The organism is Pseudomonas orientalis (genome assembly GCF_001439815.1).
Classification (GTDB): domain Bacteria; phylum Pseudomonadota; class Gammaproteobacteria; order Pseudomonadales; family Pseudomonadaceae; genus Aquipseudomonas; species Aquipseudomonas orientalis.
The window spans coordinates 786,894-808,417 of record NZ_JYLM01000002.1; the positions used below are offsets into that span (position 1 = coordinate 786,894).

Consider the following 21,524-nt stretch of genomic DNA (forward strand, 5'->3'; position numbering starts at 1 on the left):
GGAGGACTGCCCGATGGATATGCCTGTGAACACCTTCAAACAGCGCCTGCGCAGCGGTGAAGCCCAGATCGGCCTGTGGCTGGGGCTGGCCGATGCCTACTGCGCGGAACTGGCCGCCAATGCCGGCTTCGATTGGTTGCTGATCGACGGCGAACATGCGCCCAACGATCTGCGCGGCATGCTCGGCCAACTCCAGGCCGTGGCGCCCTACCCCAGCCACCCGGTGATTCGCCCGGTCATCGGCGACACCGCGCTGATCAAGCAAGTGCTCGATATCGGCGTGCAGACGCTGTTGGTGCCCATGGTCCAAAGCGCAGCGCAAGCGCAGGAACTGGTGAAAGCCATCCACTACCCACCCAACGGCGTGCGCGGCGTCGGCAGTGCGTTGGCGCGCGCTTCACGCTGGAACAGCATCCCCGGCTACCTCGACCACGCCGATGAGCAAATGTGCTTGCTGGTGCAGATCGAAAACCGCGAGGGCCTGGCCAACCTGGACGCCATTGCGGCCGTGGACGGCATCGACGGTGTGTTCATCGGGCCGGCGGACCTGAGCGCCTCGATGGGCTTTCGCGGCAACCCGGGGCACTCTGAGGTGCAGGCGGCGATCGAAGATGCCATCGCCCGCATCCGCAACGCGGGCAAGGCCGCCGGCATTCTCAGTGCCGACCAGGCCCTGGCCAGGCGTTACATCGAACTAGGCGCCGCGTTTGTCGCGGTGGGCGTAGACACCACAGTGCTGATGCGCGGGCTGCAAAGCCTGGCGGCGGCGTTCAAGGGTTCACTGGTGCCTGCAAGCACGGCCGGCGCTATCTATTAGGTAGTGCGAACGAAAAGTGACCTGTAGAGAGGGGGCCCCCTGTAAGGTTTTTTGTAGGAGCGAGCTTGCTCGCGAAGAACTCACAGCTGCCGCGTTCACTCAGGAAAAACGCGTTATCGTTGACGTTTTTCGCGAGCAAGCTCGCTCCTACAGAGAGCGATGTACGCTTAACTGACTGGCATTGGGGCTTGCCCCCAGCCGGTCCACTCGCTTCAGCGCTTGAGGGTTTTAAGCTCGTTGAGCAAGGTCAGCAACGTCTGCAACTTCTCCTCGCCAAACCCCGCCTGCAAACGCTGGTAATTGGCTTCCATGCTCTGACTCATCGAGTCGAAGCAGGCTTGCCCCTTCCCGGCCAGCCGCACCAGTACGCGCCGTTGATCCTGTTGCGCCTTACGCCGCTCAACCATGCCCGCCGCCTCCATACGCGCCAGCACGCCGGTCATGCTCGGCTTGAGGATGCACGCCAGCTCCGCCAGGCGGTTGATCTCCAATTCTTCGTGCTGGCTCAGGATCCGAATGACTCGCCATTGCTGCTCGGTCAGCCCGTGTTGATTGAGCGAAGGACGAAAAAAAGCCATGGCGGCTTCACGTGCCTGGAGCAACGTGAGGGTCAAGGATTGGCGCGGTTTGGACATGGGCAGTGGCGTCGCATTTAGTTAACAGATTAACAACATTCTAGCATTGGCCACTGATCGCCGTGTGCCGCTTTACATCCGGGCAGGCTTGATGGCTGATAGTGGCAGCCACGGTCAAAAGCGGCGGCACACAGGATCAAGACACCTACCGCTCGGAAGGCACTTAATAGCACCCAACAGGCACAGAGCCTCAACCCGGCTCTGCAGTGAGTTCTCCTTCACTTTTCCAGGCTGCGCCATGATCACTATCGAAACGCCTACCTACTATTCGGCAACCAAGAAATACAACCTCAATTTCCCGACGCTCGAACACGACGTGGAAGCCGACGTGGTGGTGATTGGCGGCGGTTTCTCCGGTATCAATACCGCGCTGGAACTCGCTGAAAAAGGCATCACCAACATCGTGGTACTCGAAGCGCGTTACCTGGGCTTTGGCGGTACCGGCCGCAACGGCGGGCAGATCATGGCGGGTATCGGCCATGACCTGGAAAAGATCAAAAAACAAGTCGGCGACGAAGGCCTGCGCCAGATCTTTGAAATCAGCGAGCTGGGCGCCGGTATCATCAAGGACCGCATCGCCAAATACTCGATCGACGCCGACTTCTGCCACGGCTACGGCTATATGGGCTTCAACGCCCGCCAGGAAAAAACCCTGCGCGCCTGGGAGAAAGACTTCAAGTCGATCAATACCAAGGACGAGATCCGCTTCATGGCAGGCTCCGAGGTCAAGCAGATCATTGGCTCCGACGCCTACACCAGCGCGCTGCTGCACATGGGCGGCGGGCACGTGCACTCGTTGAACCTGCTGCTGGGCGAAGCCAAGGCACTGGCCGGCCACGGTGTGCGTATCTATGAACACAGCCCGGCGCTGGAGGTGAGCTATGGCGAGCGCATCACTGTGCGCACCGGTCGAGGCTCGGTCAAGGCAACCAAATTGCTATGGGCCTGCGACAGCTTCCTCAACAAGCTTGAACCCGAGTTGCACAAGACCACCGTCAACACCTACGCCTTCCAGCTGATGACCGAACCGCTGTCGGACGAAACGATCAACCGCATCAGCCCCATACGCGGCGCCTACAGCGATATCCGCCCGGTAATCGACTACTACCGCGTCACCAACGAAAACCGCTTGCTGTTCGGGGCCGCCACGCCGTTTGTCGAGCACATCCCGCTGGACCTCAAGGCCTGGAACCGCCACTTGATGCTGAAGATTTTCCCCTATCTCAAGGACGTCAAGATCGACCTGGCCTGGGGCGGGCCGATGGCGACCGGCGCCAACCTGTTTCCGCAGATCGGCACGCTGAGCGGGCGCCCCAACGCCTTCTATGTGCAGGGCTACGCCGGTTTTGGGGTGACGCCCAGCCACATCATCTGCAAGGTCCTGGCCGAGGGTATGAGCGAAGGTTCTTCGCGCTACGACCTGATCAGCGCGGTCAAGCACGCGCAGATCCTTGGCAAGGACCGTATCCGCCCGCTGCTGCTCACCGCCGGCAAAAGCCTCCACCAACTGTCAGGCTACTTCAACGGTCGCCGTTGATTCCCATTCTATTCATCACAGGAGCACCGCCATGCCCGTCACAACGCTCAACAAAGATATCCAACTGTCGGACCTCGACGCCTGGGGCACCGTTGCCGACCTCGGCTCCGAGATCCTCGAAGGCGAGGTCAAGGCCTTCGGCAAGATGACCTATGGCGCCCCCACCGACGCGGTCAGCAGCGCCTATTTCGGCACCACCCAGGGCAAATTCCGCATGGTCTACCCGTTCGCCGAACAGGCTACCGTGGTCACCGGCGAAGTGATCCTGACCGACGAAAGCAACGGCCAGAGCACCCGCTACAAGACCGGCGACAGCTGGTTCGTGACCAAAGGCACACCGGTGCTGTGGGAGGTGGTCAGCGACAGCTTCGTGAAGCACTATTTTGCGGTAGTCTGATCGCTCCTGGCTGCCGGTTTGGGCCGGCAGCGTTTTTTCCCGGCGCAGGTAACCGACCATGCACGCCATCCCCGCTCAGGAAGTCGCCGGCCATTGCCTGCAGGCTTTCACCCGTCTCGTACCCGCCAGCCTGGCGGCGTTCTATTGTGTTGACCGCCAGCTGCAAGCCCGTGATTTCAGGCTGCAGGGCATGAGCGGTGAGATGCACCGCGACTACCTGGACAACTACCGCCAATTCGACCCCTTGCAGCCGCGCAATTGCCTGTCCACCGGGCTGGCCGTGGTGCCGTTGGGGCTGGCCATGGCCAGGCAGCCACTGCGTGACAGCCGCCGCTATCGCGACTTCCTGGCGCGCTACGGGGTGGTCGATGTGGTGGAGATCGTCGCCCATCGCGCCGCCCAGCCCCAGGCCGCCATCTCGTTACTGCGCACCGCTGAACAAGGGGTGTTCACCCCCGACCAATTGGCGCAACTGAATGCCTTGCAGGCGTTGCTGCAAATGGCCGTGGCCAATATGCAGCCCGCTGACGACGCGTTGGCCGGGTTTACGCCCAGGGAGCGCCAGATTGCCTGGTTACTGCGCCAAGGCGCGAGCAATAAACAACTGGCCCTGGAGCTTGACGTCGGCTTGCCTACGGTCAAAACCCACCTGATTCATCTGTTCCGCAAGGCAGGCGTCAGCAGCCGTACCGAGCTGGTGGCCGCGCTGTTTCTTTAAGCGGGGTCAACCATTCGGTTGATAGGCGCGCGCCCTTCCCCGCCGCATGCTCCGGGTTGTCAACTCAACCCTTGGAGCCCTGCAATGACCACCCCATCCGACTGGATCACCGTTGGCGCCCTCGCCGACGGTTTCGCGCCTGAAGCGTTCATCCTGCCCAACCTGGCCGACCTCAACGGCAAGACCTTCACGCTGTACTTCGCCAACGGCTGGCAGATCGAGCACCGTTTCGACGCCGCCACGCTGCACTGGAACGCGGCCGACGGCCACTCGAGTGGTTCAGCTGCATACCGCGCCACGTCGGTGCGTCCGGGCCTGTACCTGGTCGACTTCATCAAGCACGAAGCCGGGCAAGCCTGGTCGATCAGCCTGGTGCTGGATACCGCCACGTCGTCGTTCACCGCCGTGATCGGCAGCATGCCGAGCCGCGAACATACCGAACAAGGCCTTTATAGCCGCGCCCTGGCCGGCAAGGCGCTGACCTCGGTTGAAGTGCAGTTCCTGCAGGGCAGCCTGAATCAACCCTGGCAGGCCGGCCATTGCCCCCACGCGCCGACCCAGGAGCTGACCGGGTTGCGCAACCTGTATCGCTACAGCCCCAGCGAAGTCTACGAGCACATCTACCTGAACGATCAGTTCTATTCCTGGCAGTGCCTCAAGGGTGTCGAACAAGGCCTGTGCGACACCGATCGCTGCCACTACTACAAGATTGCCGACCAGTTGTACCTGTTCGTCTGGCGCGAAAAAATCATCCCGACCCTCGGCCTGGTGCTGATCGACCTGCAACAGCACCGCAGCGACGGCAAGATCTTCGGTTATGCCGGTGCGTCCTTCGATGCGCTGTCGAACTTTCCGGTCAGCTCCTACTGCCAGGTCCTCAACCGCACGGAGTATCCCGATGCCTGATCCACGTACCGTGGTCATCACCGGTGCCGGCACCGGCATCGGTGCCGCCTGCGCGCGGCTGTACGCCGCCGAGGGCGCCAACCTGGTGCTGATCGGCCGGCGTCGCGAGCCGCTGGAACAGGAAGGCGCAGAGACCGGTGGCCTGGTGCTGGTCGGCGACGCAGCCAACCCGGACACCTGGGAGGGCTTCATTGCGCAGATTCGTGCGCGCTACGGCCGACTCGATGTGCTGTTGGCCTGTGCCGGCGGGCATGGCGTGGGCAGCGCCAGCCAAACCAGCCCGGCCACCTGGGCGGCGGCGTTGCGCAGCAACCTGGACAGCGCGTTCTACAGCGCCCGCGCCTGCCTGCCGCTGCTGATCGAGAGCGCCGGCTGCATCGTGCTGCTGGGCTCCATCGCATCGCTCGCCGCCGGGCCCGAAGTGTGCGGCTACACCACCGCCAAGCATGCGCTGCTCGGGCTCAATCGTTCACTGGCGCGCGACTATGGGCCACGCGGCGTGCGAGTGAACACGGTGTGCCCGGGCTGGGTCACTACGCCGATGGCCGACGAGGAAATGCAGCCGTTGATGAGTTTCCACGGCGATACGCTGCGCCAAGCCTATGCCCGCGTGTGCGCCGACGTACCGTTGCGACGCCCCGCCAGCGCCGAAGAAATCGCCAAGGTATGCCGTTTCCTCGCCAGCCCCGACGCCTCGATCATCACCGGCGCCAGCCTGGTCGCCGACGGCGGTTCGAGCATCGTCGATGTGCCGACCCTGGCCTATGCCCATATGGAGCAGCCCCATGTCTGAAGACCTCGATTTCAGCGGCAAAAGCGTGCTGGTCACCGGCGGCGCGCAAGGCATCGGCCGAGCCATCGTCGAAGCGTTTGCGCTGCGTGGCGCGCGCGTGATGATCGTTGACCTGCGCCGGCCGCAGGCCCAGGCGTTGGCCGACGAATTGGCGGGACGTGGGTGCCAGGTCGAAGCCATCGAGCTCGATCTGGCCGATGCGGCGGCGGTATTCGACGGGATCAAGGGCATCGAACGAGACTGGGGGCGCCTGGATATCCTGGTGCACAACGCCGGTTATTTCCCGCTGACTGCATTCGAGCAGATCACCCCCGCCGTGCTGGAGCGCACGCTGGCAGTCAACCTCTGCGCGCTGTTCTGGCTGACCCAGGCCGCGTTGCCGATGTTTCAGCGTCAAGGTGGCGGCTGTGTGCTGGTCACCTCCTCGGTCACCGGGCCACGGGTCGCTTATCCGGGACTCAGCCATTACGCGGCGTCAAAGGCAGGAGTCAACGGGTTCATCCGCAGTGCCGCGCTGGAACTGGCCGGCGACCGGGTAAGGGTCAACGGTGTAGAACCGGGAATGATTGCCACGCCGGCCATGGGCAACCTGGGCGATGCCCAGGTCAACGCCGACATTGCCAACCGCGTGCCACTGGGCCGGCTCGGCGCGCCGGAGGATATTGCCGGGGCCATGCTGTTTCTGGCGTCGGACCTGGCGGCTTACATCACCGGGCAGACCATCATTGTGGATGGCGGCTCGACGTTGCCAGAGGTGAAGTGAGGTCTGGGGGGCATAACCCGAATCAACTGCGGGGGGCGGCGGTGTGACGATTCGACTTGCTCCTTATGAGCATAGGTATCGACACAACCGGCTTACTGTTGCTCTGGCTCTGGCTCTGGCTTTTGATCTTGATCTCAGGCGCCCCGTCAAACACGCTGGCCGGAATTCGACATTGATTTGGGGGGTAACAACGGATATGTACCCGATCCGATCCAACATTCTGGTCAGCTGTCAGGCCGCCATCGGGGGCAAGCCCCCTCCCACATTTGGATCGCGGACCATCAGCCAGATATGCGTCGGCTATCAGTCCGTCATGGGAGCAAGCCCCCTCCCACAGTTTGATCTCCATCGGTCGGGAGCAGCGCCAGCGAATCCCCCAACACCCGCGTCAACGCCGCAAGCCGTTTTACGTACCCTTGCCGCGTCGAATAGATCAGCTCCACATGCAGGCTGTCGACAATGCCCAGGTACGCGTCGTAATACACCTCCAGCGCCTCAGGGTGTACAGCCGTATACCGAGCTTGCGCGGCCCTCTGGAAGTCATGGCGAATGCGCGCCAGGTAACCCTCGAAGCCCGTGGTAATGACGCTGCGGATATCCGCCGGCGGAAAGTACGCCGTGCGCAGCAGAAAGCGCAGGTGCGCCGACGCTTCATAGCGTGCGCTCAACCGCTCAAGGTGCAACTGCCCCGGTATGCCAGCGTGCCCCGCCTCGTCCTTGAAGCAGCGTTCAATGCAGCGATGCTCATTCGCCAGGGCAATCTCGAACACCGTCAGAAACAACGCCTTCTTGCTGACAAAATGCGCATACAACGACGCCTTGCGCATGCCCGCCCCGACCGCGATCTCGTTGAGCGATGAGGCGTCGTAGCCGTGATCGGCGAAATGTTCGACCGCGACGGCGCAAATGTTACTGGCCGACAGGCTGAGCGGTTTCAGGGAGCGCTGGGTCACCTACGCCGCACCCGCCGCCTGTTGCAGGTGGGTAGAACGAAATTCCTTGGGCGACAGCTCGAATTGCTTCTTGAACGAGCGGCTGAAATGGGCCGAGTCGGTGAAGCCCCACTTGTAGGCAATCGAGGTGATCGACTCGCTCTTGAGAAACGGGTTGGTCAAATCATCCGCGCTGCGCTTGAGCCGCGCACGCTGGATGTAGCGGCAAACGCTGTCGTCCTGCTCCTCGAACAAACGGTACAGGTGCCGCACCGAAATGTTCAAACGGCTGGCCAGGCCCACGGGGCTCAGGCCGGGCTGGGTCAGGGACTGGTCGATGACTTTCTGCACATAGCTGCGCAGGCTGCTGCCCTGCAGGGAGGCGATGCCCTCACCGGGCGCGTCATGCACTTCAAAGGCAGAACCGAGCAAGGATACAAATGCCGCTTGCAGGGCATGCGCCTGCTCATTCGAATCCTGGTCGCCCAGCCCCTCCCTGCACAGTTGGTCCATCAGCACATGGAGCATGCGGCCACAGGCCTTGCTCGAAGAAATCTTGCCGAAGGTTTTCGAAGCGCCGCCCAGCTGCTTGCACACTTCGTTGCGTGAGAGCGACAGGGATGCATGCTCGATCAGGCCAAACGGGCTGATCTCGATCGAACCGGTGGAGTCCATCAGCAACATGTCGCCGGGCGCCAGTTGCACAACCTGGCCGTTCTGGGTGATCTGGCAATAACCGCTGCGTTGGCTGACGAGGAAACAATGCTGGTCCATATCGTGATCGGCGTTCGGGCGTTCGCGCTTGATCAGCCCGGCGTTGGTGCGCAGGCTGGCCAATGACAGGCCGCCCCGCTCGAGCTTGGACACCTCACCGATGAACAGTGAGCGGTTGAACGCCAGTTCCGTGTCGAAATGGCCGCAGGCGGCGCGCAAATCCCGAGTCCAGGTTTCCAATCCAGGGTGCGCAGATTGATAGGTGCTCATGGCAACTCCACAGTGGCTTCTTGTTTTTGTCGGCCAATAGTTAACATGTTATCTATATAGGCGCAACAAGCACGTCATACCCACTGTAGAAGCAGTAATGATGCCAACCGATCACAACCCGCCCAACACCCGCTGCAAGCCCGCCAGTACCATGAACAAGGCTGCTCGCTGGGCGGGGCTCAGGGCGATGTAGCGACGAAACGCCGGCATGCGGTTGACCACTTCACTGCCGCCCATGTGCTCGAGCCGCACCTGCCAGTGCTGCCCGTCCAGGTCGATGCGCAAGCGCTTGAAGTCCAGCACCATCAGCGCCTGGTGCAAGGCCTGATCACCCTCCACAGCGGCCATGAGCCTGGCGCGCAGGCCCGCTTCGCCAGTGCGCTGGCGACACCCCAGGCCCGTGCGCCGGATCGACCCGCTGTGGTGCAGGTCCAGGCGCGCACCGCCCTGCTCCAGGGCAGGCACCTGGAGCATGAATTCGGTCATGACCAGGTGCATCAGCAACTGCGATTCGGTGCGCTCGACAACGATCACGTGCACGTCGGCATCGTCCAGGTAAAACCCGGCGCTGGCCGCGCCCGTGGCGCTGAAACTCGCCAGGCCGAGGTTGCGCCGCAGGTACTCGAGCGTCACTCCGGGCCGATAGCCGGCCGGGGCACGGCTGGCACTGAACAACTCAGACAACGTTTGCAGCGTGCTCGAAAGGCGTGCTGTGAGGGTGGTTGCCAAGCTCATGGGAGAACTCCTTGGCCAGCACGTCTTCTACCCGCGCCGGCTTGAATGGATTGACCTTCTGTACCACCAGCGTCCAGAACAGCGCGTAGGTCGCCGTGAGCGCGAGCATGATCCCGAACGGCACGTAAATGTCGGCAGGGTTCATCCCGGGTGGAGTAATGAACCACATGCCCAGCAAGATGCCGATGCTGGAGAGTATTTGTGGCAACGGGAAGAACGGCGAGCGATAGGCTCGTGGCAGATCCGGGCGGCGAATGCGCAGGATCACCACGGACAGCGTCACCAGCAGATAGGAAAAACTCCACGCACAGACAGCCGCGAGCACCAGGTGCAGGATGTTATCGGCGTTGCCGCCCAACCACAGGGCATGCAGGCACGGAATCAACATCGCCACCAGGATGCACAGCAGCGGCGTCTTGAAACGCGGGTGCAGGTAGGTGAAGACCTTGGGCAGCGCACCATCCACGGCCATGCCGTAGAGAATCCTCGGAACACCTGCCATCAGTGTGTTGATGGTGGCCGCCCCGGCGAACAGAAAACCGATACCCAGCCACATCGGGCCGACATCCCCCATGACCTGCGCGGCAAACTTGGGGATCGCCATGGGCGTGTCGAGCAAATGCACACCGCTGGCGGCATCCAGCAGCACGTTTTCCACTTGACGCTTCATCGCGGCGCCGTAGATGAACATGCACGTGGCCACGCCCAGCAAGCCCAGGATCATGGCCTTGGGCATGGTCTTGGCCGAGTTGCGCAAATCCGGCGCCAGCGGTGTGACGAACTCGCAGCCGACAAACATGAACATTGCCATGCCGACCAGCGACAAAATCGTGATCAGGTCGGTGCCCACCAGCGACACCCCGAACCAGCCATCCAACTGCACCGCCGGTGCCGCGATCAGGCCCATCACGCCAAAGACCATCAGCGTGGTCCACATGCCGAAGGTCAGCACGATCTCCGCCCGGCCAAAGGCGCTGACGCCAAAGGCGTTGAGAATACCGAACACCACGATGAACCCGACTCCCAGCAACCAGGAGCCTCCGGCGGATTCGGCCAGCGTATTGAGGTGCTCGAAATTCACCAACGCCATCACCCCGGCCAGGATGGTTTCGGCGGTACCGGCAAACACGTGCACGATCAGGTACGCCGACAACGTCCCGGTGATCGCAAAAAACCGGCCCATGCCGCAATTGATGTAGTCGTAGACCGAGCCGGTAGTCGGCAGGATCGAGGCGGCCTCGGCGAAGGTGGTCGCTTGCGCCAGCATCATCACCACCGCAATCAGCATGGCCACCGCGAAAGCGCTGCCGCCGATGCCGAAGCCCATGGTCGCGGTGAGAATCACCGGGCTGGCCATGATCAGGCCGATGGTGCTGGCCAGCGCGGTCGGAAAGCCGACGCTGCCTCGTTTCAGATGCTGCGTGAGCCGGTCATTGATCGACATGGTGCGGATCCTCGAAAGCGGATTTCTTAATGGATGCATCGAGCCGTACAAGGTGCTGGCGTTGAAGCCCTCCCCGGCCAGTCCCTGATCGAAACGGCCTCGAGCGAAAATCACTGTGCGCCTCCAACACACCGAGCGTCTTGCCCATGTCTGCCGTCACCTTTGTTGCTGTCTGCCAAGGCAAAGGGCTTGGCGGGCAGGATCAATTACCTGGCACGCTGGTAAAAGACTTCCCCTGCGCCCAGCCATCCTAATGCGCGCTCGACCTAACCATGCTGGGGACTATAACAATGGAGCACACACCGAACACCCGCACGCTGTCCAAGGCTGTCGGCCTGGGCATCGCGCTCTTGATCACCCACCCGTCGGCCCAGGCCTATGCGCTGTACGCCGACGAAGACACCCACCTCAACGCCGATTTCCTGGCGGTCTACGGGATGTTCAACAGCCGCCACAACTACGATGGCACGCCGGGCGGTTCATCCTGGCGCGAAGGTTTCATTAAATATGGGGTCAGCGGCGATCAGGGCCTGGCCGGTTACGGCACCGGTTATGGCGCGCTCAATTGGGTCAGCTCCGGCACCTGGGGCGATGGCGACGCCGCCGGCAACACCGACGGTTCGGAACGCACCACGAAAATCGAAGACGCCTACCTGGGCTGGCGCTCGGCCGAGCTGTTCCCGGCACTGGGCAAGGACGGGGTGGATTTCTCCGTCGGCCGCCAAGTGGTCAAGCTGGGCCGCGGTTTCTTGATCAACGACGACGGCCCCAACCTGGGCAAGGGCCCGGCTGACGGCGCATTGAATCGCGGGGGTGCCTACTACCTCGCCGCGCGTCACGCCTTCGACCGTACCGCCGTGCTGCGCCTGGGCGGCCAGGACGGCCTGCATGGTTCGGTGCTGTGGCTCAAGTCGGATAACCGCGCCCAGGCCGAAACCGAGCTGGCGGCGGGCACCCTCGACTACACGGCCGCCGCCGGAACCCTGGGGTTGACCTGGGTGCACGGCATCGGGGTCACCGACCAATGGGCCAGCGACTTTCAGAAACAGCGCGACGGCATGAACACCTACAGCCTGCGCGGCGAAGGCAGCGCGGGCATCGAGAACGCCAGCTTCGCCTTCGAATACGCCTGGCAGGACAAGGATGCCGGCCCCGAAAAAGCCTGGTACGGCGAAGCCGGCTACACCTTCGCCGATGTCAGCTGGGCGCCAAAACTGACCTATCGCTACACCCGCTACTCGCAAAAATGGGACCCGTTGTTCACCGGGCTCAGCACCGGCTACGGCACCTGGTTCCAGGGTGAAGTGGCGTCCAACTACGCCGGCCCGTTCAACAGCAACACCGGCATCCAGCATGTAGGACTCAAGGCCACTCCCCTGGAAAACCTGACAATTGGCGCGCTGTACTTCGACTTCAACACCTTGCGCAAACACGATGCGCTGAACCTGGACGCCCGCGAACTGGACCTGTATGCCGAATGGGCGGTCAACAGCCACCTGATCATCAGCCCATTGGTGGGCATCTACCAACCGAAAAAGGACGCCGACACCGGTGGCAACCAAGTGGGTGGCAACGGCACCAACCTCTACAGTCAGTTGACCGTGGCCGTACCTTTCTGACCCCTTTCAGGCGCTGCCCGGCGCAGCGCCTGCAGCGTTTTATTGCCTGTGCTGATGCAACATCGTCTGGATCTGATATACCCCAGCAGCAGGCGGAACTGATTGAAAATGCGCATCTGGCTGCGGGGGTCCTGCACGTCACCATTCACCACGGTAATGTCCCAGCACCCTTCGGTTATGGTGCACAGCAACAGTTCCCAGATCTGCGTTTCCTGCCGATGCAAGTCGCAGAGCCGCCTGCCCTGCTGCAGCTCGACGTCCAGCTCGCCCTCACGCTGCCGGGCTTGTTGCAGCTGTTGGCGCAGTGCTTCCAGGGCCTGCTCATCGGCTGCTCGCTGGACGGCCTGATCCGCGGCCGATCGCAAACCACCCGTGATTGCTTGTACGAGCCTGCAGTCCCCTTTGTGCCTGGCTGCCATGCGCAGACAACCCGGCGCCAGGCGCCCTCATGCATCTGTAGGATGGTGATCCGCCTTGAACGCGCCGATACTCACTCCAGGCCCTGCCCACGTCCAAACACGTTCCGGCCCTTAATGACTGCGTGACGAAAACAATAAGAATGTCGCACAGAGGTACTTACGAATGAGCCGTCATGATCATGGTCAAGCCCGCCTTCTCGAGGCATTCAGCGCAATGACACTGGAGCTTCAGCGCTTGGCGCAGGACAAGAATATCGAGCATTTCCACGAAGCAGCGTTGCGCTGCATCGGCGAGCTGCTGCCCTTCGACAGCGCATGGTGGGGACGCGCGGCGTTGATTGACGGGTTGCCGGAAGAGCACAGTTCATACCTCTATAAACTGCCCAGCAGCTACCTGCGCGACTGGCAGTCAATCCGCCATGTCGATGTGACCATCGACCGGGTCCATGGTGCGCCCGGTCAAGCGATCATCGTCGACATGCGCAGCCCCGCCAGCGGCTCCGGCCTCAACTGGCTTGGCGAATCCTATGGCATCGGCGAGTTGCTGTGCGTGGTGTATATCGACCCACAAACCCATCTGAGCGATCACCTCACGTTGTATCGCGCACCCGATGCCCCGCGCTTCATCGAACAGGATTGCCTGCTGTTGACCCAGCTCATGCGTCATCTGGTAGCGGCAGTATCAGCCAATCAGATCCGCACTCTGGTGGCCATGCGCGAGGCCCTGACTCACCCACGCAATCTTGCCCTCGCCGTGTGCGATCAGCACGGCACCCTGCACTGCGCCGAACGTGGCTTCGTGGACTTGCTGTTGAGCGAGTGGCCGGACTGGGCCGGCCCGTGCCTGCCGATAGCGATCGAGGCCGATGGGTACGAAGGCAGGCATTTGCAGATCGAAGCCTCGACGGTCGGCGATCTGTTCCTGCTGGCCGCCCGCAGCCGCACGGTGCTGATGCAACTGAGCCCACGGGAAAACGCCGTGGCCCAAGGGTTCGGCGAAGGCAAGACTTACAAGGAAGTCGCCCGGGAATTGGGCATGTCACCCAATACCGTGCGTCATCACATCCGCGCCATCTACAGCAAGCTCGGGGTCAAGGACAAGGCCCGAATTGCCCATCTGCTGCACGCCCCACCTGACTGATCCGTTCCGCTGATTCGCGCAACTGTTTTGGCTGTCCTTTTGACCGCCAAGGGGCGCCTTTGCCTTTTTCCTCTGCCAATAACGGGCGATCCCTTCGCCACACAACCACTCAAATAAGAGATGCAATGTTCATGACCAGACCCCTCACCCGCAATGCTACGTTGGCCTTCATCGGTGGTCTGTCGAGCCTGCAGGCCAGCGCCGCGGACCTCAACGCCCGGGATTTTCTTGCCGCGCCGCCTGGCACCAACCTGGGCCTGGTCTATCTGCCGGCAAGCCGCTCCAGCGATTTTCACGGCACGGCTGACAGCACCGGCAAGGCCGATCTCAAGGTTAACGCTGTCGCCTATCGCCAGGTATTTTTCACCGACATCTGCGGCACCCTCTGTACGCCACAGTTCATCATTCCCTTCGCCGACATCAACGCGCGTCTACCCGGTGCGAGCAAACAGACAGGCGAAATCGGTTTTGGCGATCCTCAGGTCGGCGGCACGGTGTTCCTGATCAACGACCCCGCCGCGCGCACCTACAGCGGGTTGCTGACCCTGATCACCCTGCCGGTAGGCGAGTACCACAGCCAGAATCCTGATGTGTCGCCCGGTGCCAATCGCTGGGGGGCGACGTTCATTTACAACTACACCCAGGGCATCGGCGAAAAATGGGTGCTGGAAGCCAACCTCGAAGCCCAGCTCTACGGCAAGAACGACGACTACTTTGGCGGCGAATTGAAACAGGATCCGCTGTATCGCCTGCAAGCCTTCGCCTCCTACGACTTCACACCCGCCACCTATGGCGCACTGCGGCTGATCCACGCCGACGGCGGCGAGCTACGGATCAATGACCAGCGTATCGACGACACCCACAAGCGCTACACCCAGGTTGGCTTCGAAGTCGGTCATTGGCTCGATAAAAAGAACCAGGTGATGTTCAGCCTTTCGCAGAACGTCGCCACCGATAACGGCTACCACGGCACTGACGCACTGTTGCGTCTGGTCCATGTGTTCTGACATCCCTTGATTGGAGTTTAACCATGAACACCCAGACCAAACCGCTGAGCAATCACCGCTCGCTGGCTACATCGCAATTGGCATTGCTGGCAGCCATTGTGCTGTTCGCCGCCATCACCCCAACCATCCTCATGACCGCACCGGCCGTGGCGGCACAACTGGCGACACAATGGCAGTTGAGCCCGTCACAAATCGGCGACCTGTTCTCGACCGAACTCGGCGCCATGAGCCTGGCCACGCTGCCAGCGCTCTGGTGGCTCAAACGCGTCGACTGGCGCCGCGCCGCATTGGCGGCGGGCGTCGTGTTTATTGCAGCCAATCTGCTATCGATGCTTGCCCACGACTATGGGGTGCTTCTGGCCTTGCGCTTCTGCAGCGCGCTGGCCGGAGGCTCATTGATGATTATCTGTCTGTCCAGCGCTGCGTCAACGCCCAACCCGGGCCGCGTCTATGGCTTGTGGGTCATGGGCCAACTGGTGGTCGGAGCGATCGGCTTGAGCATCCTGCCCCGCCTGTTCGAACACTACGGGCTGTCAGCCTGCTACTTGATCCTTGCCGTATTGATGTGCGCTTTCCTGCCGCTGGCGCGTTACTTCCCACAGGGCAGCCCACCGTCTGAAACGACGGCCGAACACGTTGCCCTCGCATCGAAATGGAAGGCTGCACTGGGCATCCTTGGCATCCTGAGCTTCTACATCAGCCTGAGCGGTGTGTGGACCTTTATCGGCTCCATCGGCACCGCAGCCGGTATCTGCGCGCAATCGAGCGGCGAGGTGCTGGCGCTCGCCACGGTGATCGGCATTGTCGGAGCCGGCTGCGCCTCGCTGATAGGCGATCGCCTGCCGCGCTTGCTGTTGTTGCTGCTGGGTTACGCCTTGATGGCGGGCTCGGTGCTGTTGCTACGCAACCAGCCGGACCTGCAACGCTTTGCGGTGGCGGCGCTGCTGTTCAAGTTCACCTGGACCTTCATCCTGCCGCTGATCCTGGCCTGCCTGGCCGACCTGGACCGCTCCGGAAAGTTGATGAACACCTCCAACCTGGTGATTGGCGGTGGCCTGGCCATCGGCCCGACCGTTGCTGGCCGGCTGATCGAAGCCAGCGGCGGTTTTCAATCACTGCTGGTGGGCGGCGCGTGCATCACTCTGCTGTCCCTGACGTTGATGCTGAGCAGCCGCCCAACCGCCTGAATGGCCTTTTTACCCTGGAAAAAATGGAAAGACGATGAGCCGAATCAGTGCATTCTTCTACGACGAACTCAGCCTCTGGCACAGTGCCGGGCTGCATGCCTTGACCCTGCCCGTGGGGGGGTGGGTGCAGCCGCCCGCCGCCGCAGGTCACGCCGAATCGCCAGAAACCAAACGCCGGTTCAAGAGTCTGCTGGATGTGTCCGGGCTGACCCGTCATTTGCAGGTGCGCAGCGCCCCCTCAGCAACGCAGGAGGATCTGCTGCGTGTGCACACACCTGGCTATCTGCAACGTTTCAAGGCCATGAGCGATGCGGGCGGCGGTGAATTGGGACCGAATGCGCCCATCGGCCCCGGCAGTTATGAGATTGCCAGGCTCTCCGCCGGCCTGGCCATGGCCGCGGTGGACGCCGTGCTGTCCGGCGAGGTTGACAATGCCTATTCCCTGTCGCGTCCGCCGGGCCACCATTGCCTTGCCGACAGCGCCATGGGCTTCTGCTTCCTGGCCAATATCGCCATCGCCATCGAAGCCGCAAAAGCGCGCAGTGGCCTGGGCAAAGTCGCGGTGATCGACTGGGACGTGCACCATGGCAACGGCACGCAATCGATCTTCGAGGAGCGGGATGACGTGCTGACCATTTCACTTCATCAAGACGGCTGTTTCCCCCCAGGTTACAGCGGCGAAACGGACCGTGGCCGCAACGCGGGATCAGGCGCAAACATCAATATTCCGTTGCCGCCCGGCAGCGGTCATGAGGCTTACCTCTATGCAATGGAGCGCATCGTGATCCCGGCATTGGAACGTTTCGAGCCGGAGTTGATCATTGTCGCCTGCGGTTACGACGCCAACGCCGTTGACCCCTTGGCACGGATGCTGTTGCACAGTGATTCGTTCCGGCAAATGACCCGCAGCGTGCGCAAGGCTGCCGAACAGCTGTGTCAGGGCCGTCTCGTGCTGGTGCATGAAGGTGGGTATTCCGAGGCGTATGTGCCTTTTTGCGGGCTGGCCACCGTTGAGGAACTGGCGGGCGTCAGAACCGAGGTCATCGACCCGATGCTCGATTTTGTGCAACTGCAACAACCGAACGAAGCGCTGGTGACCTTTCAACGAGGCTGGATCGACCGGTTGGCCGAAGCGCACTGAACGTGATGAAAAAAACGAGGCCGTTAAGGCCTAATGCCTGTCAGTTAAGCGTACGTGGCCCTCTGTAGGAGCGAGCTTGCTCGCGAAAAACGTCAACGATAACGCGTGCTTCCTGGATGAACGCGGTGCCTGTAAGTTTTTCGCGAGCAAGCTCGCTCCTACAAAAAGCCTTAACTGACTGGCATTAGCCGTTAAGGCCTCGTTTTTTTTAAGCTCAGCAGCGGCTGATCAAGTGCTTGAGTACCGTCTTGAACGTTTCGATCTGGGCTTGACTGAATGGCGCGAACACCTTTTCTTGCTGTTCACCGGCGATCGCCCAAAGGGCTTCGGTCTGTTCGATACCGGCAGTGGTCAACCGCACGCCATCGGCATCGTCGCTCACCAACCCCTTGCGCTTGAGGTTGGCCACGGCTTCGTCGATTTCCCGCACCGGCATGGCTACTTCGCGCAACAGGTCATGGGTGCTCAGCCGGGCGTCGTTCTCCAGCACCATCAACATGCGTGCCTCGTTGGTGCGCAGGCCGGTGGACAATTGCCGGGGTTGGTAGCTGGATTGGTAGGCACGCACCGCCTGGGTCATCAGGTAGTACAGGTTATGGCTCAAGCGCCCCTGGAAATGGCTGCTCGGCGGCTGGCTGTCGTCACGCTTGGTCATGCGCGTGTGGGGCAGCACCATCGAGTAGGCGCCCTGATGATAGAGCAGCGGCGCGCGGCCGAAGTCATCGAAAGCCACCACCTTGCCGATCATGATCCAGTGATCGCCACCGTCAACCTGCTGGAAGTTCTCGCAGTGAAACCGCGCCGAACAATCGGCGAACACCGGCGCTCCGCCCTCGCCTGGCTGGTATTCGATCTCGGCGAAGCGATCATCCCTGGGCCGGGCAAAATTGTTCGACAGGTCGATCTGGTCAGCCGCCAGCACGTTGACCGCAAAATGGCTGGCCTGCTTGAACACCTCATGACTGTTGGAACGTTTGTCGAGGCTCCACAGCACCAAAGGCGGATCGAGGGACACCGAGTTGAAGCTGTTGGCGGTGACACCCACCTTGCGCCCGGAAGCGTCGGCGGCGGTGACCACGGTCACGCCGGTGGCAAAATTGCCCAGGGCGCGGCGAAAGGCGCGTGGGTCGAAGGTCGATTCAGACATGCAAGACTCCCGGGCTGCGTCAGGCGCAACCCTGATTGTTGTTATCAAATACGGGTTCAGATCATGCTCGGGTCGGGTTCCAGGCCCATCAGTTCGCGGCCGAGGATCTGCGCGCACACGTCGTAGTCGGTGTAGGCATGGGCGCCGGTCATGTGCGAGTCGCGGAACAGGCGCTGCATCTCGTTGTGTTCGAACCAGGCATTGCCGCCCGCGGCTTCGAACAGGCGATCCACCGCCTGGATGCACATCTTGGTCGCGTACGCCTGGTTGGTGCGCCAGAACGCCAGGGTTTCGCGGCTGGGGTAGCGCTGCCGCTCACTGTGCTCGGCATGCTCGGCCCAGGTCTTTTCAAGAAACGCGCGAGCGGCGCCGACCTGATGCGTCGACTCGGCCAAGCGCATCAACGCCGGCGTGGCCGCACCGACCGCTGCGCCGGTGTAGGCCCGCACGCGGGTCCTGGTCTTTTCACGGAACACCTCAAGCATGCGTTCGGCGACACCCAGGCTCACGGTAGAAAAACCGCTGGCAAAATACGGACGGTACGGCGAATAGAACACCTTGCTGTCGGGGTACAAGCCGAAGCCTGCGGATTTGCCCTCCATCATGTCCTTGGCCTTTTGGATGCGATGCTCCGGCACCCAGGCCTTGTCGATGATCAGGGTCTTGGTGCCGCTGCCTTTCATGCCGGCGGCAAACCAGTCGTCGTGGATCTGATAGTCACTGCGCGGCAGCACCGCGAAGCAATAATCCTGAGTGCCCTCGGCATTCGGCCGGCGGAAACCGACAATGGCCCATTCGGCATGGTCACAGCCGCTGCTCCAGCCCATCTCACCGCTGAACAGCACGCCGCCCTCGGCCTCTTCGGTACGCCCGAAGGGGGCGATGCTGCTGCTGGCCGTGGCGTCCGGGTCTGTGCCCCAGACTTCCTGCTGCAGGGTGGCCGAGAACAGCGCCAGTTGATGACTGTGGGTGCACAACAGGCTCATGGCCCAGGCCGTGCTGGCGCAGGCCCCGGCGAGCGCGGCGATGCAGTCGGCAAACTGTGGCAGCGACAACTCCATGCCACCGAACGCCTTGGGCTGGAACGCACGGTGCAGGCCGATGCCTTTGAGCAGCGCTATATTCTCGGCGGGCACCTGGCGATCCTGCTCGGCCTGGAAGGCATTGGCCGCGATGGCCGGCAGGAGGGACTTGAGATCTTCGAGGAGCGGGTTTGGCTTTTTCATGGATGGCCCTGCTTATTATTGGATGTCCGGGCAACCGCAGGAATTGAGGCGGGGCGCCGGATGCAGGGCCAGTATGGGGTGCGCCCGGCGGGTATAAAATGCACGTTCCAGAGTCCGGATTGCACTTTTCACAGGCCTGGCAGCCACAGACATAGCGCACGGCAGGCACAGTCAAGCCGGGCATGCACCGGTGGTTTAACCTCGGGGTTTTCGTTGTTCACGACCAGGAAAACCCCATGAGCGATATTCCACTGCTGCCTCACGTCGAAGCCTTTCTGCGTCGACAACATGCGTTGTTTATCGACGGTGGCTACGTCCAGAGTCACTCCGGCCAGACGCTGGAGGTGACCAACCCGGCCACCGGCCAGGTCATCGCCGAGGTCGCCGACGCCGACCCGGCCGATATCGACGCAGCCGTGGCCTCCGCGCGCCGTGGTTTCAAACACTGGTCCCAGGTCGCCCCCGCGACACGCGGCACTGTGCTGTTCAAACTGGCCGACCTGCTGGAGCAGCACCGCGAAGAACTGGCGCAGATCGAGACCTGCCAGTCGGGCAAGATCATCCAGATTTCCCGGGCCTTCGAAGTCGACCAGGCCGCGCATTTCTTGCGTTACTACGCCGGCTGGGCCAGCAAGATCACCGGGCAGACCATCACGCCGTCACTGCCCTCCTTCGCCGGTGAACGCTACACCGCCTTCACCCTGCGCGAGCCGGTCGGGGTGGTGGTGGGGATCGTGCCGTGGAATTTCTCGACCATGATCGCTATCTGGAAACTCGCCTCGGCACTGGTGACCGGCTGCAGCATCATCATCAAGCCCAGTGAGTTCACGCCGCTGACCATCCTGCGCATCGCCGAACTGGCGATGGAAGCCGGCCTGCCGCCAGGTGCGCTCAACGTACTGACCGGCACCGGCCTGGTGGGCAAAGGGCTGGTCGAACACCCCGGCACCAACAAAGTGTCGTTTACCGGCTCGGTGCCGACCGGCGTCGCCGTGGGCCAGAGCGCCATGGGCGCCGGGTTGACTCGCGCGACCCTTGAACTGGGCGGGAAGAACTCGGCGGGTTTCCTGCCCGACGTGGACCTGGACAAGGCGGTCAGCGGCATCATCGAAGCGGGCTTTTTGCACTCGGGGCAGATCTGCGCGGCTGCCGAGCGCTTCTTTGTGCATCGCTCGCAGATCGAGGCGGTCATGGACACGCTGGCGCAACGCTTGAGCGCGCTGAACATCGGCTCGCCGCTGGATGAGCGTACCGAGTTCGGCCCGGTCGCCAACCGCCAGCACCAACTCAAACTGGGCGCGTTCTTTGACAGGGCACGCGCGCAAAACAACCGCATTGTGCACGGCGGCAGGCTGATTGACCGGCCGGGTTGCTACGTTGAACCGACGATCATCCTGGCCAACGGGGTCGACGATACGTTGCTCAACGAAGAGACCTTCGGCCCGATTGCTACGTTCTTGCCGTATGACACTGAAGAGGAGCTGCTGGCGTTGATGAACAACACGCCTTATGGCTTGAGCGCCAGCCTCTGGACCAACGATCTGGGCAAGGCGCTACGCATGGTGCCGGCCATTGAAGCGGGCACGGTGTGGGTGAATATGCATACCTTGCTGGACCCGGCGGTGCCGTTTGGGGGAAGCAAGTCCTCGGGCGTGGGTCGGGAGTTTGGCGGTGCGTTTATTGAGGATTACACCGAGTTGAAATCGGTGATGATTCGTTACTGACAAGTATCTGGCTGATGCAGGAGATCAAAATGTGGGAGGGGGCTTGCTCCCGATAGCGGTGTGTCAGTCACTGTATGTATTGATTGAACCACTGCTATCGGGGGCAAGCCCCCTCCCACCTGGATACCTTCAATGGATCCACTATTAAGTAGATCGTTCGATAATCGCCCATTAAAACCCCTTTCAAAGCTTGACTACCCCCTACCCCTCCAATCTAATGGATCCAACAAATAAAAATAATCCATTGCCTGG

General features: G+C 61.9%; 21 protein-coding genes. 13 read left to right on the top strand and 8 right to left on the bottom strand.

The genetic code is table 11. From position 1 onward, the window contains the following. Positions 1-13: 13 nt before the first annotated feature. Positions 14-817 (top strand): 4-hydroxy-2-oxoheptanedioate aldolase, encoded by an 804-nt coding sequence (gene hpaI, locus TU82_RS07825; protein WP_057722535.1) that lies wholly within the window; start codon positions 14-16, stop codon positions 815-817. Between the two features lie 212 nt (positions 818-1,029). Here hpaI and hpaR read toward each other — a convergent pair whose 3' ends face one another. Further along, positions 1,030-1,452, bottom strand: a complete 423-nt coding sequence (hpaR, locus tag TU82_RS07830) for a homoprotocatechuate degradation operon regulator HpaR (protein WP_057722536.1) — start codon at positions 1,450-1,452, stop codon at positions 1,030-1,032. Between the two features lie 238 nt (positions 1,453-1,690). Between hpaR and TU82_RS07835 the strand changes: the two genes are divergently transcribed. From TU82_RS07835 to TU82_RS07860, 6 genes are all read left to right on the top strand, one after another. Further along, positions 1,691-2,989 (top strand): NAD(P)/FAD-dependent oxidoreductase, encoded by a 1,299-nt coding sequence (locus TU82_RS07835; RefSeq protein WP_057722537.1) that lies wholly within the window; start codon positions 1,691-1,693, stop codon positions 2,987-2,989. 31 nt (positions 2,990-3,020) lie between these two features. After that, entirely contained in the window at positions 3,021-3,386 is a 366-nt protein-coding gene (locus tag TU82_RS07840) for a cupin domain-containing protein (RefSeq protein WP_057722538.1), read from the top strand. A gap of 58 nt (positions 3,387-3,444) precedes the next feature. Then, positions 3,445-4,104: a helix-turn-helix transcriptional regulator gene (locus tag TU82_RS07845; RefSeq protein WP_057722539.1), complete on the top strand. Its 660-nt coding sequence runs from the start codon at positions 3,445-3,447 to the stop codon at positions 4,102-4,104. An 84-nt stretch (positions 4,105-4,188) separates the two neighbouring features. After that, a complete protein-coding gene (locus TU82_RS07850; RefSeq protein WP_057722540.1) occupies positions 4,189-5,010 on the top strand; it encodes a molybdenum cofactor biosynthesis F family protein in 822 nt (273 codons plus the stop codon). Continuing rightward, complete coding sequence (locus TU82_RS07855) at positions 5,003-5,803, top strand: SDR family NAD(P)-dependent oxidoreductase (RefSeq protein ID WP_057722541.1); 801 nt, start codon at positions 5,003-5,005, stop codon at positions 5,801-5,803. The genes TU82_RS07850 and TU82_RS07855 overlap by 8 nt, the downstream gene beginning before the upstream one ends. Then, entirely contained in the window at positions 5,796-6,566 is a 771-nt protein-coding gene (locus tag TU82_RS07860) for an SDR family oxidoreductase (RefSeq protein WP_057722542.1), read from the top strand. Before TU82_RS07855 ends, TU82_RS07860 begins: the two co-directional genes overlap by 8 nt. 311 nt (positions 6,567-6,877) lie before the next feature. Here the strand turns inward: TU82_RS07860 and TU82_RS07865 are convergent, their stop codons facing one another. The 4 genes from TU82_RS07865 to TU82_RS07880 form a co-directional block, all read right to left on the bottom strand. After that, on the bottom strand, positions 6,878-7,504 hold the full coding sequence (locus tag TU82_RS07865) for a TetR/AcrR family transcriptional regulator (protein ID WP_057722660.1): 627 nt from the start codon (positions 7,502-7,504) through the stop codon (positions 6,878-6,880). A 15-nt stretch (positions 7,505-7,519) separates the two neighbouring features. Continuing rightward, positions 7,520-8,482, bottom strand: a complete 963-nt coding sequence (gene feaR, locus TU82_RS07870; protein ID WP_057722543.1) for a transcriptional regulator FeaR — start codon at positions 8,480-8,482, stop codon at positions 7,520-7,522. A 111-nt stretch (positions 8,483-8,593) separates the two neighbouring features. Continuing rightward, positions 8,594-9,217 carry a DUF3156 family protein gene (locus TU82_RS07875; RefSeq protein WP_057722544.1) on the bottom strand — a complete coding sequence of 208 codons (624 nt, stop codon included), beginning with the start codon at positions 9,215-9,217 and terminating at the stop codon, positions 8,594-8,596. Then, positions 9,159-10,661, bottom strand: coding sequence for an APC family permease (locus tag TU82_RS07880; RefSeq protein ID WP_057722545.1), 1,503 nt, complete (start codon positions 10,659-10,661; stop codon positions 9,159-9,161). Before TU82_RS07880 ends, TU82_RS07875 begins: the two co-directional genes overlap by 59 nt. A gap of 290 nt (positions 10,662-10,951) precedes the next feature. On the opposite strand from TU82_RS07880, the gene TU82_RS07885 reads away from it, so the two are divergent. Beyond that, positions 10,952-12,280, top strand: a complete 1,329-nt coding sequence (locus TU82_RS07885; RefSeq protein ID WP_057722546.1) for an alginate export family protein — start codon at positions 10,952-10,954, stop codon at positions 12,278-12,280. Here TU82_RS07885 and TU82_RS28995 read toward each other — a convergent pair. Then, a complete protein-coding gene (locus TU82_RS28995) occupies positions 12,253-12,699 on the bottom strand; it encodes a hypothetical protein (protein ID WP_057722547.1) in 447 nt (148 codons plus the stop codon). The genes TU82_RS07885 and TU82_RS28995 overlap by 28 nt on opposite strands. 163 nt (positions 12,700-12,862) lie before the next feature. On the opposite strand from TU82_RS28995, the gene TU82_RS07895 reads away from it, so the two are divergent. From TU82_RS07895 to TU82_RS07910, 4 genes are all read left to right on the top strand, one after another. Next, complete coding sequence (locus TU82_RS07895; protein ID WP_057722548.1) at positions 12,863-13,840, top strand: helix-turn-helix transcriptional regulator; 978 nt, start codon at positions 12,863-12,865, stop codon at positions 13,838-13,840. 131 nt (positions 13,841-13,971) lie between these two features. Further along, positions 13,972-14,847, top strand: a complete 876-nt coding sequence (locus TU82_RS07900; protein ID WP_057722662.1) for a transporter — start codon at positions 13,972-13,974, stop codon at positions 14,845-14,847. A gap of 23 nt (positions 14,848-14,870) precedes the next feature. Next, positions 14,871-16,034, top strand: coding sequence for an MFS transporter (locus tag TU82_RS07905; RefSeq protein ID WP_057722549.1), 1,164 nt, complete (start codon positions 14,871-14,873; stop codon positions 16,032-16,034). Between the two features lie 34 nt (positions 16,035-16,068). Then, positions 16,069-17,175 carry a class II histone deacetylase gene (locus TU82_RS07910; RefSeq protein WP_057722550.1) on the top strand — a complete coding sequence of 369 codons (1,107 nt, stop codon included), beginning with the start codon at positions 16,069-16,071 and terminating at the stop codon, positions 17,173-17,175. A gap of 214 nt (positions 17,176-17,389) precedes the next feature. Here TU82_RS07910 and TU82_RS07915 read toward each other — a convergent pair whose 3' ends face one another. Together TU82_RS07915 and TU82_RS07920 are read right to left on the bottom strand one after the other, a co-directional pair. Beyond that, entirely contained in the window at positions 17,390-18,322 is a 933-nt protein-coding gene (locus tag TU82_RS07915; RefSeq protein ID WP_057722551.1) for a p-hydroxyphenylacetate 3-hydroxylase reductase component, read from the bottom strand. Positions 18,323-18,378: 56 nt separating this feature from the next. Next, the gene (locus TU82_RS07920) at positions 18,379-19,548 is read right to left on the bottom strand and encodes a p-hydroxyphenylacetate 3-hydroxylase oxygenase component (protein WP_057722552.1); all 1,170 of its coding nucleotides are present in this window, start codon (positions 19,546-19,548) and stop codon (positions 18,379-18,381) included. A gap of 236 nt (positions 19,549-19,784) precedes the next feature. On the opposite strand from TU82_RS07920, the gene TU82_RS07925 reads away from it, so the two are divergent. Beyond that, positions 19,785-21,272 (top strand): aldehyde dehydrogenase family protein, encoded by a 1,488-nt coding sequence (locus TU82_RS07925; protein ID WP_057722553.1) that lies wholly within the window; start codon positions 19,785-19,787, stop codon positions 21,270-21,272. Positions 21,273-21,524: the final 252 nt, after the last annotated feature.

Coding starts and splice junctions, on each gene's coding strand:
- TU82_RS07915 (WP_057722551.1), bottom strand. CDS start 18,322: ATGTCTGAATCGACCTTCGACCCACGCGCCTTTCGCCGCGCCCTGGGC.
- TU82_RS07875 (WP_057722544.1), bottom strand. CDS start 9,217: ATGAGCTTGGCAACCACCCTCACAGCACGCCTTTCGAGCACGCTGCAA.
- TU82_RS07900 (WP_057722662.1), top strand. CDS start 13,972: ATGACCAGACCCCTCACCCGCAATGCTACGTTGGCCTTCATCGGTGGT.
- TU82_RS07840 (WP_057722538.1), top strand. CDS start 3,021: ATGCCCGTCACAACGCTCAACAAAGATATCCAACTGTCGGACCTCGAC.
- TU82_RS07885 (WP_057722546.1), top strand. CDS start 10,952: ATGGAGCACACACCGAACACCCGCACGCTGTCCAAGGCTGTCGGCCTG.
- TU82_RS07845 (WP_057722539.1), top strand. CDS start 3,445: ATGCACGCCATCCCCGCTCAGGAAGTCGCCGGCCATTGCCTGCAGGCT.
- TU82_RS07910 (WP_057722550.1), top strand. CDS start 16,069: ATGAGCCGAATCAGTGCATTCTTCTACGACGAACTCAGCCTCTGGCAC.
- TU82_RS28995 (WP_057722547.1), bottom strand. CDS start 12,699: ATGGCAGCCAGGCACAAAGGGGACTGCAGGCTCGTACAAGCAATCACG.
- hpaI (WP_057722535.1), top strand. CDS start 14: ATGGATATGCCTGTGAACACCTTCAAACAGCGCCTGCGCAGCGGTGAA.
- hpaR (WP_057722536.1), bottom strand. CDS start 1,452: ATGTCCAAACCGCGCCAATCCTTGACCCTCACGTTGCTCCAGGCACGT.
- TU82_RS07905 (WP_057722549.1), top strand. CDS start 14,871: ATGAACACCCAGACCAAACCGCTGAGCAATCACCGCTCGCTGGCTACA.
- TU82_RS07895 (WP_057722548.1), top strand. CDS start 12,863: ATGAGCCGTCATGATCATGGTCAAGCCCGCCTTCTCGAGGCATTCAGC.
- feaR (WP_057722543.1), bottom strand. CDS start 8,482: ATGAGCACCTATCAATCTGCGCACCCTGGATTGGAAACCTGGACTCGG.
- TU82_RS07850 (WP_057722540.1), top strand. CDS start 4,189: ATGACCACCCCATCCGACTGGATCACCGTTGGCGCCCTCGCCGACGGT.
- TU82_RS07920 (WP_057722552.1), bottom strand. CDS start 19,548: ATGAAAAAGCCAAACCCGCTCCTCGAAGATCTCAAGTCCCTCCTGCCG.
- TU82_RS07860 (WP_057722542.1), top strand. CDS start 5,796: ATGTCTGAAGACCTCGATTTCAGCGGCAAAAGCGTGCTGGTCACCGGC.
- TU82_RS07855 (WP_057722541.1), top strand. CDS start 5,003: ATGCCTGATCCACGTACCGTGGTCATCACCGGTGCCGGCACCGGCATC.
- TU82_RS07835 (WP_057722537.1), top strand. CDS start 1,691: ATGATCACTATCGAAACGCCTACCTACTATTCGGCAACCAAGAAATAC.
- TU82_RS07880 (WP_057722545.1), bottom strand. CDS start 10,661: ATGTCGATCAATGACCGGCTCACGCAGCATCTGAAACGAGGCAGCGTC.
- TU82_RS07925 (WP_057722553.1), top strand. CDS start 19,785: ATGAGCGATATTCCACTGCTGCCTCACGTCGAAGCCTTTCTGCGTCGA.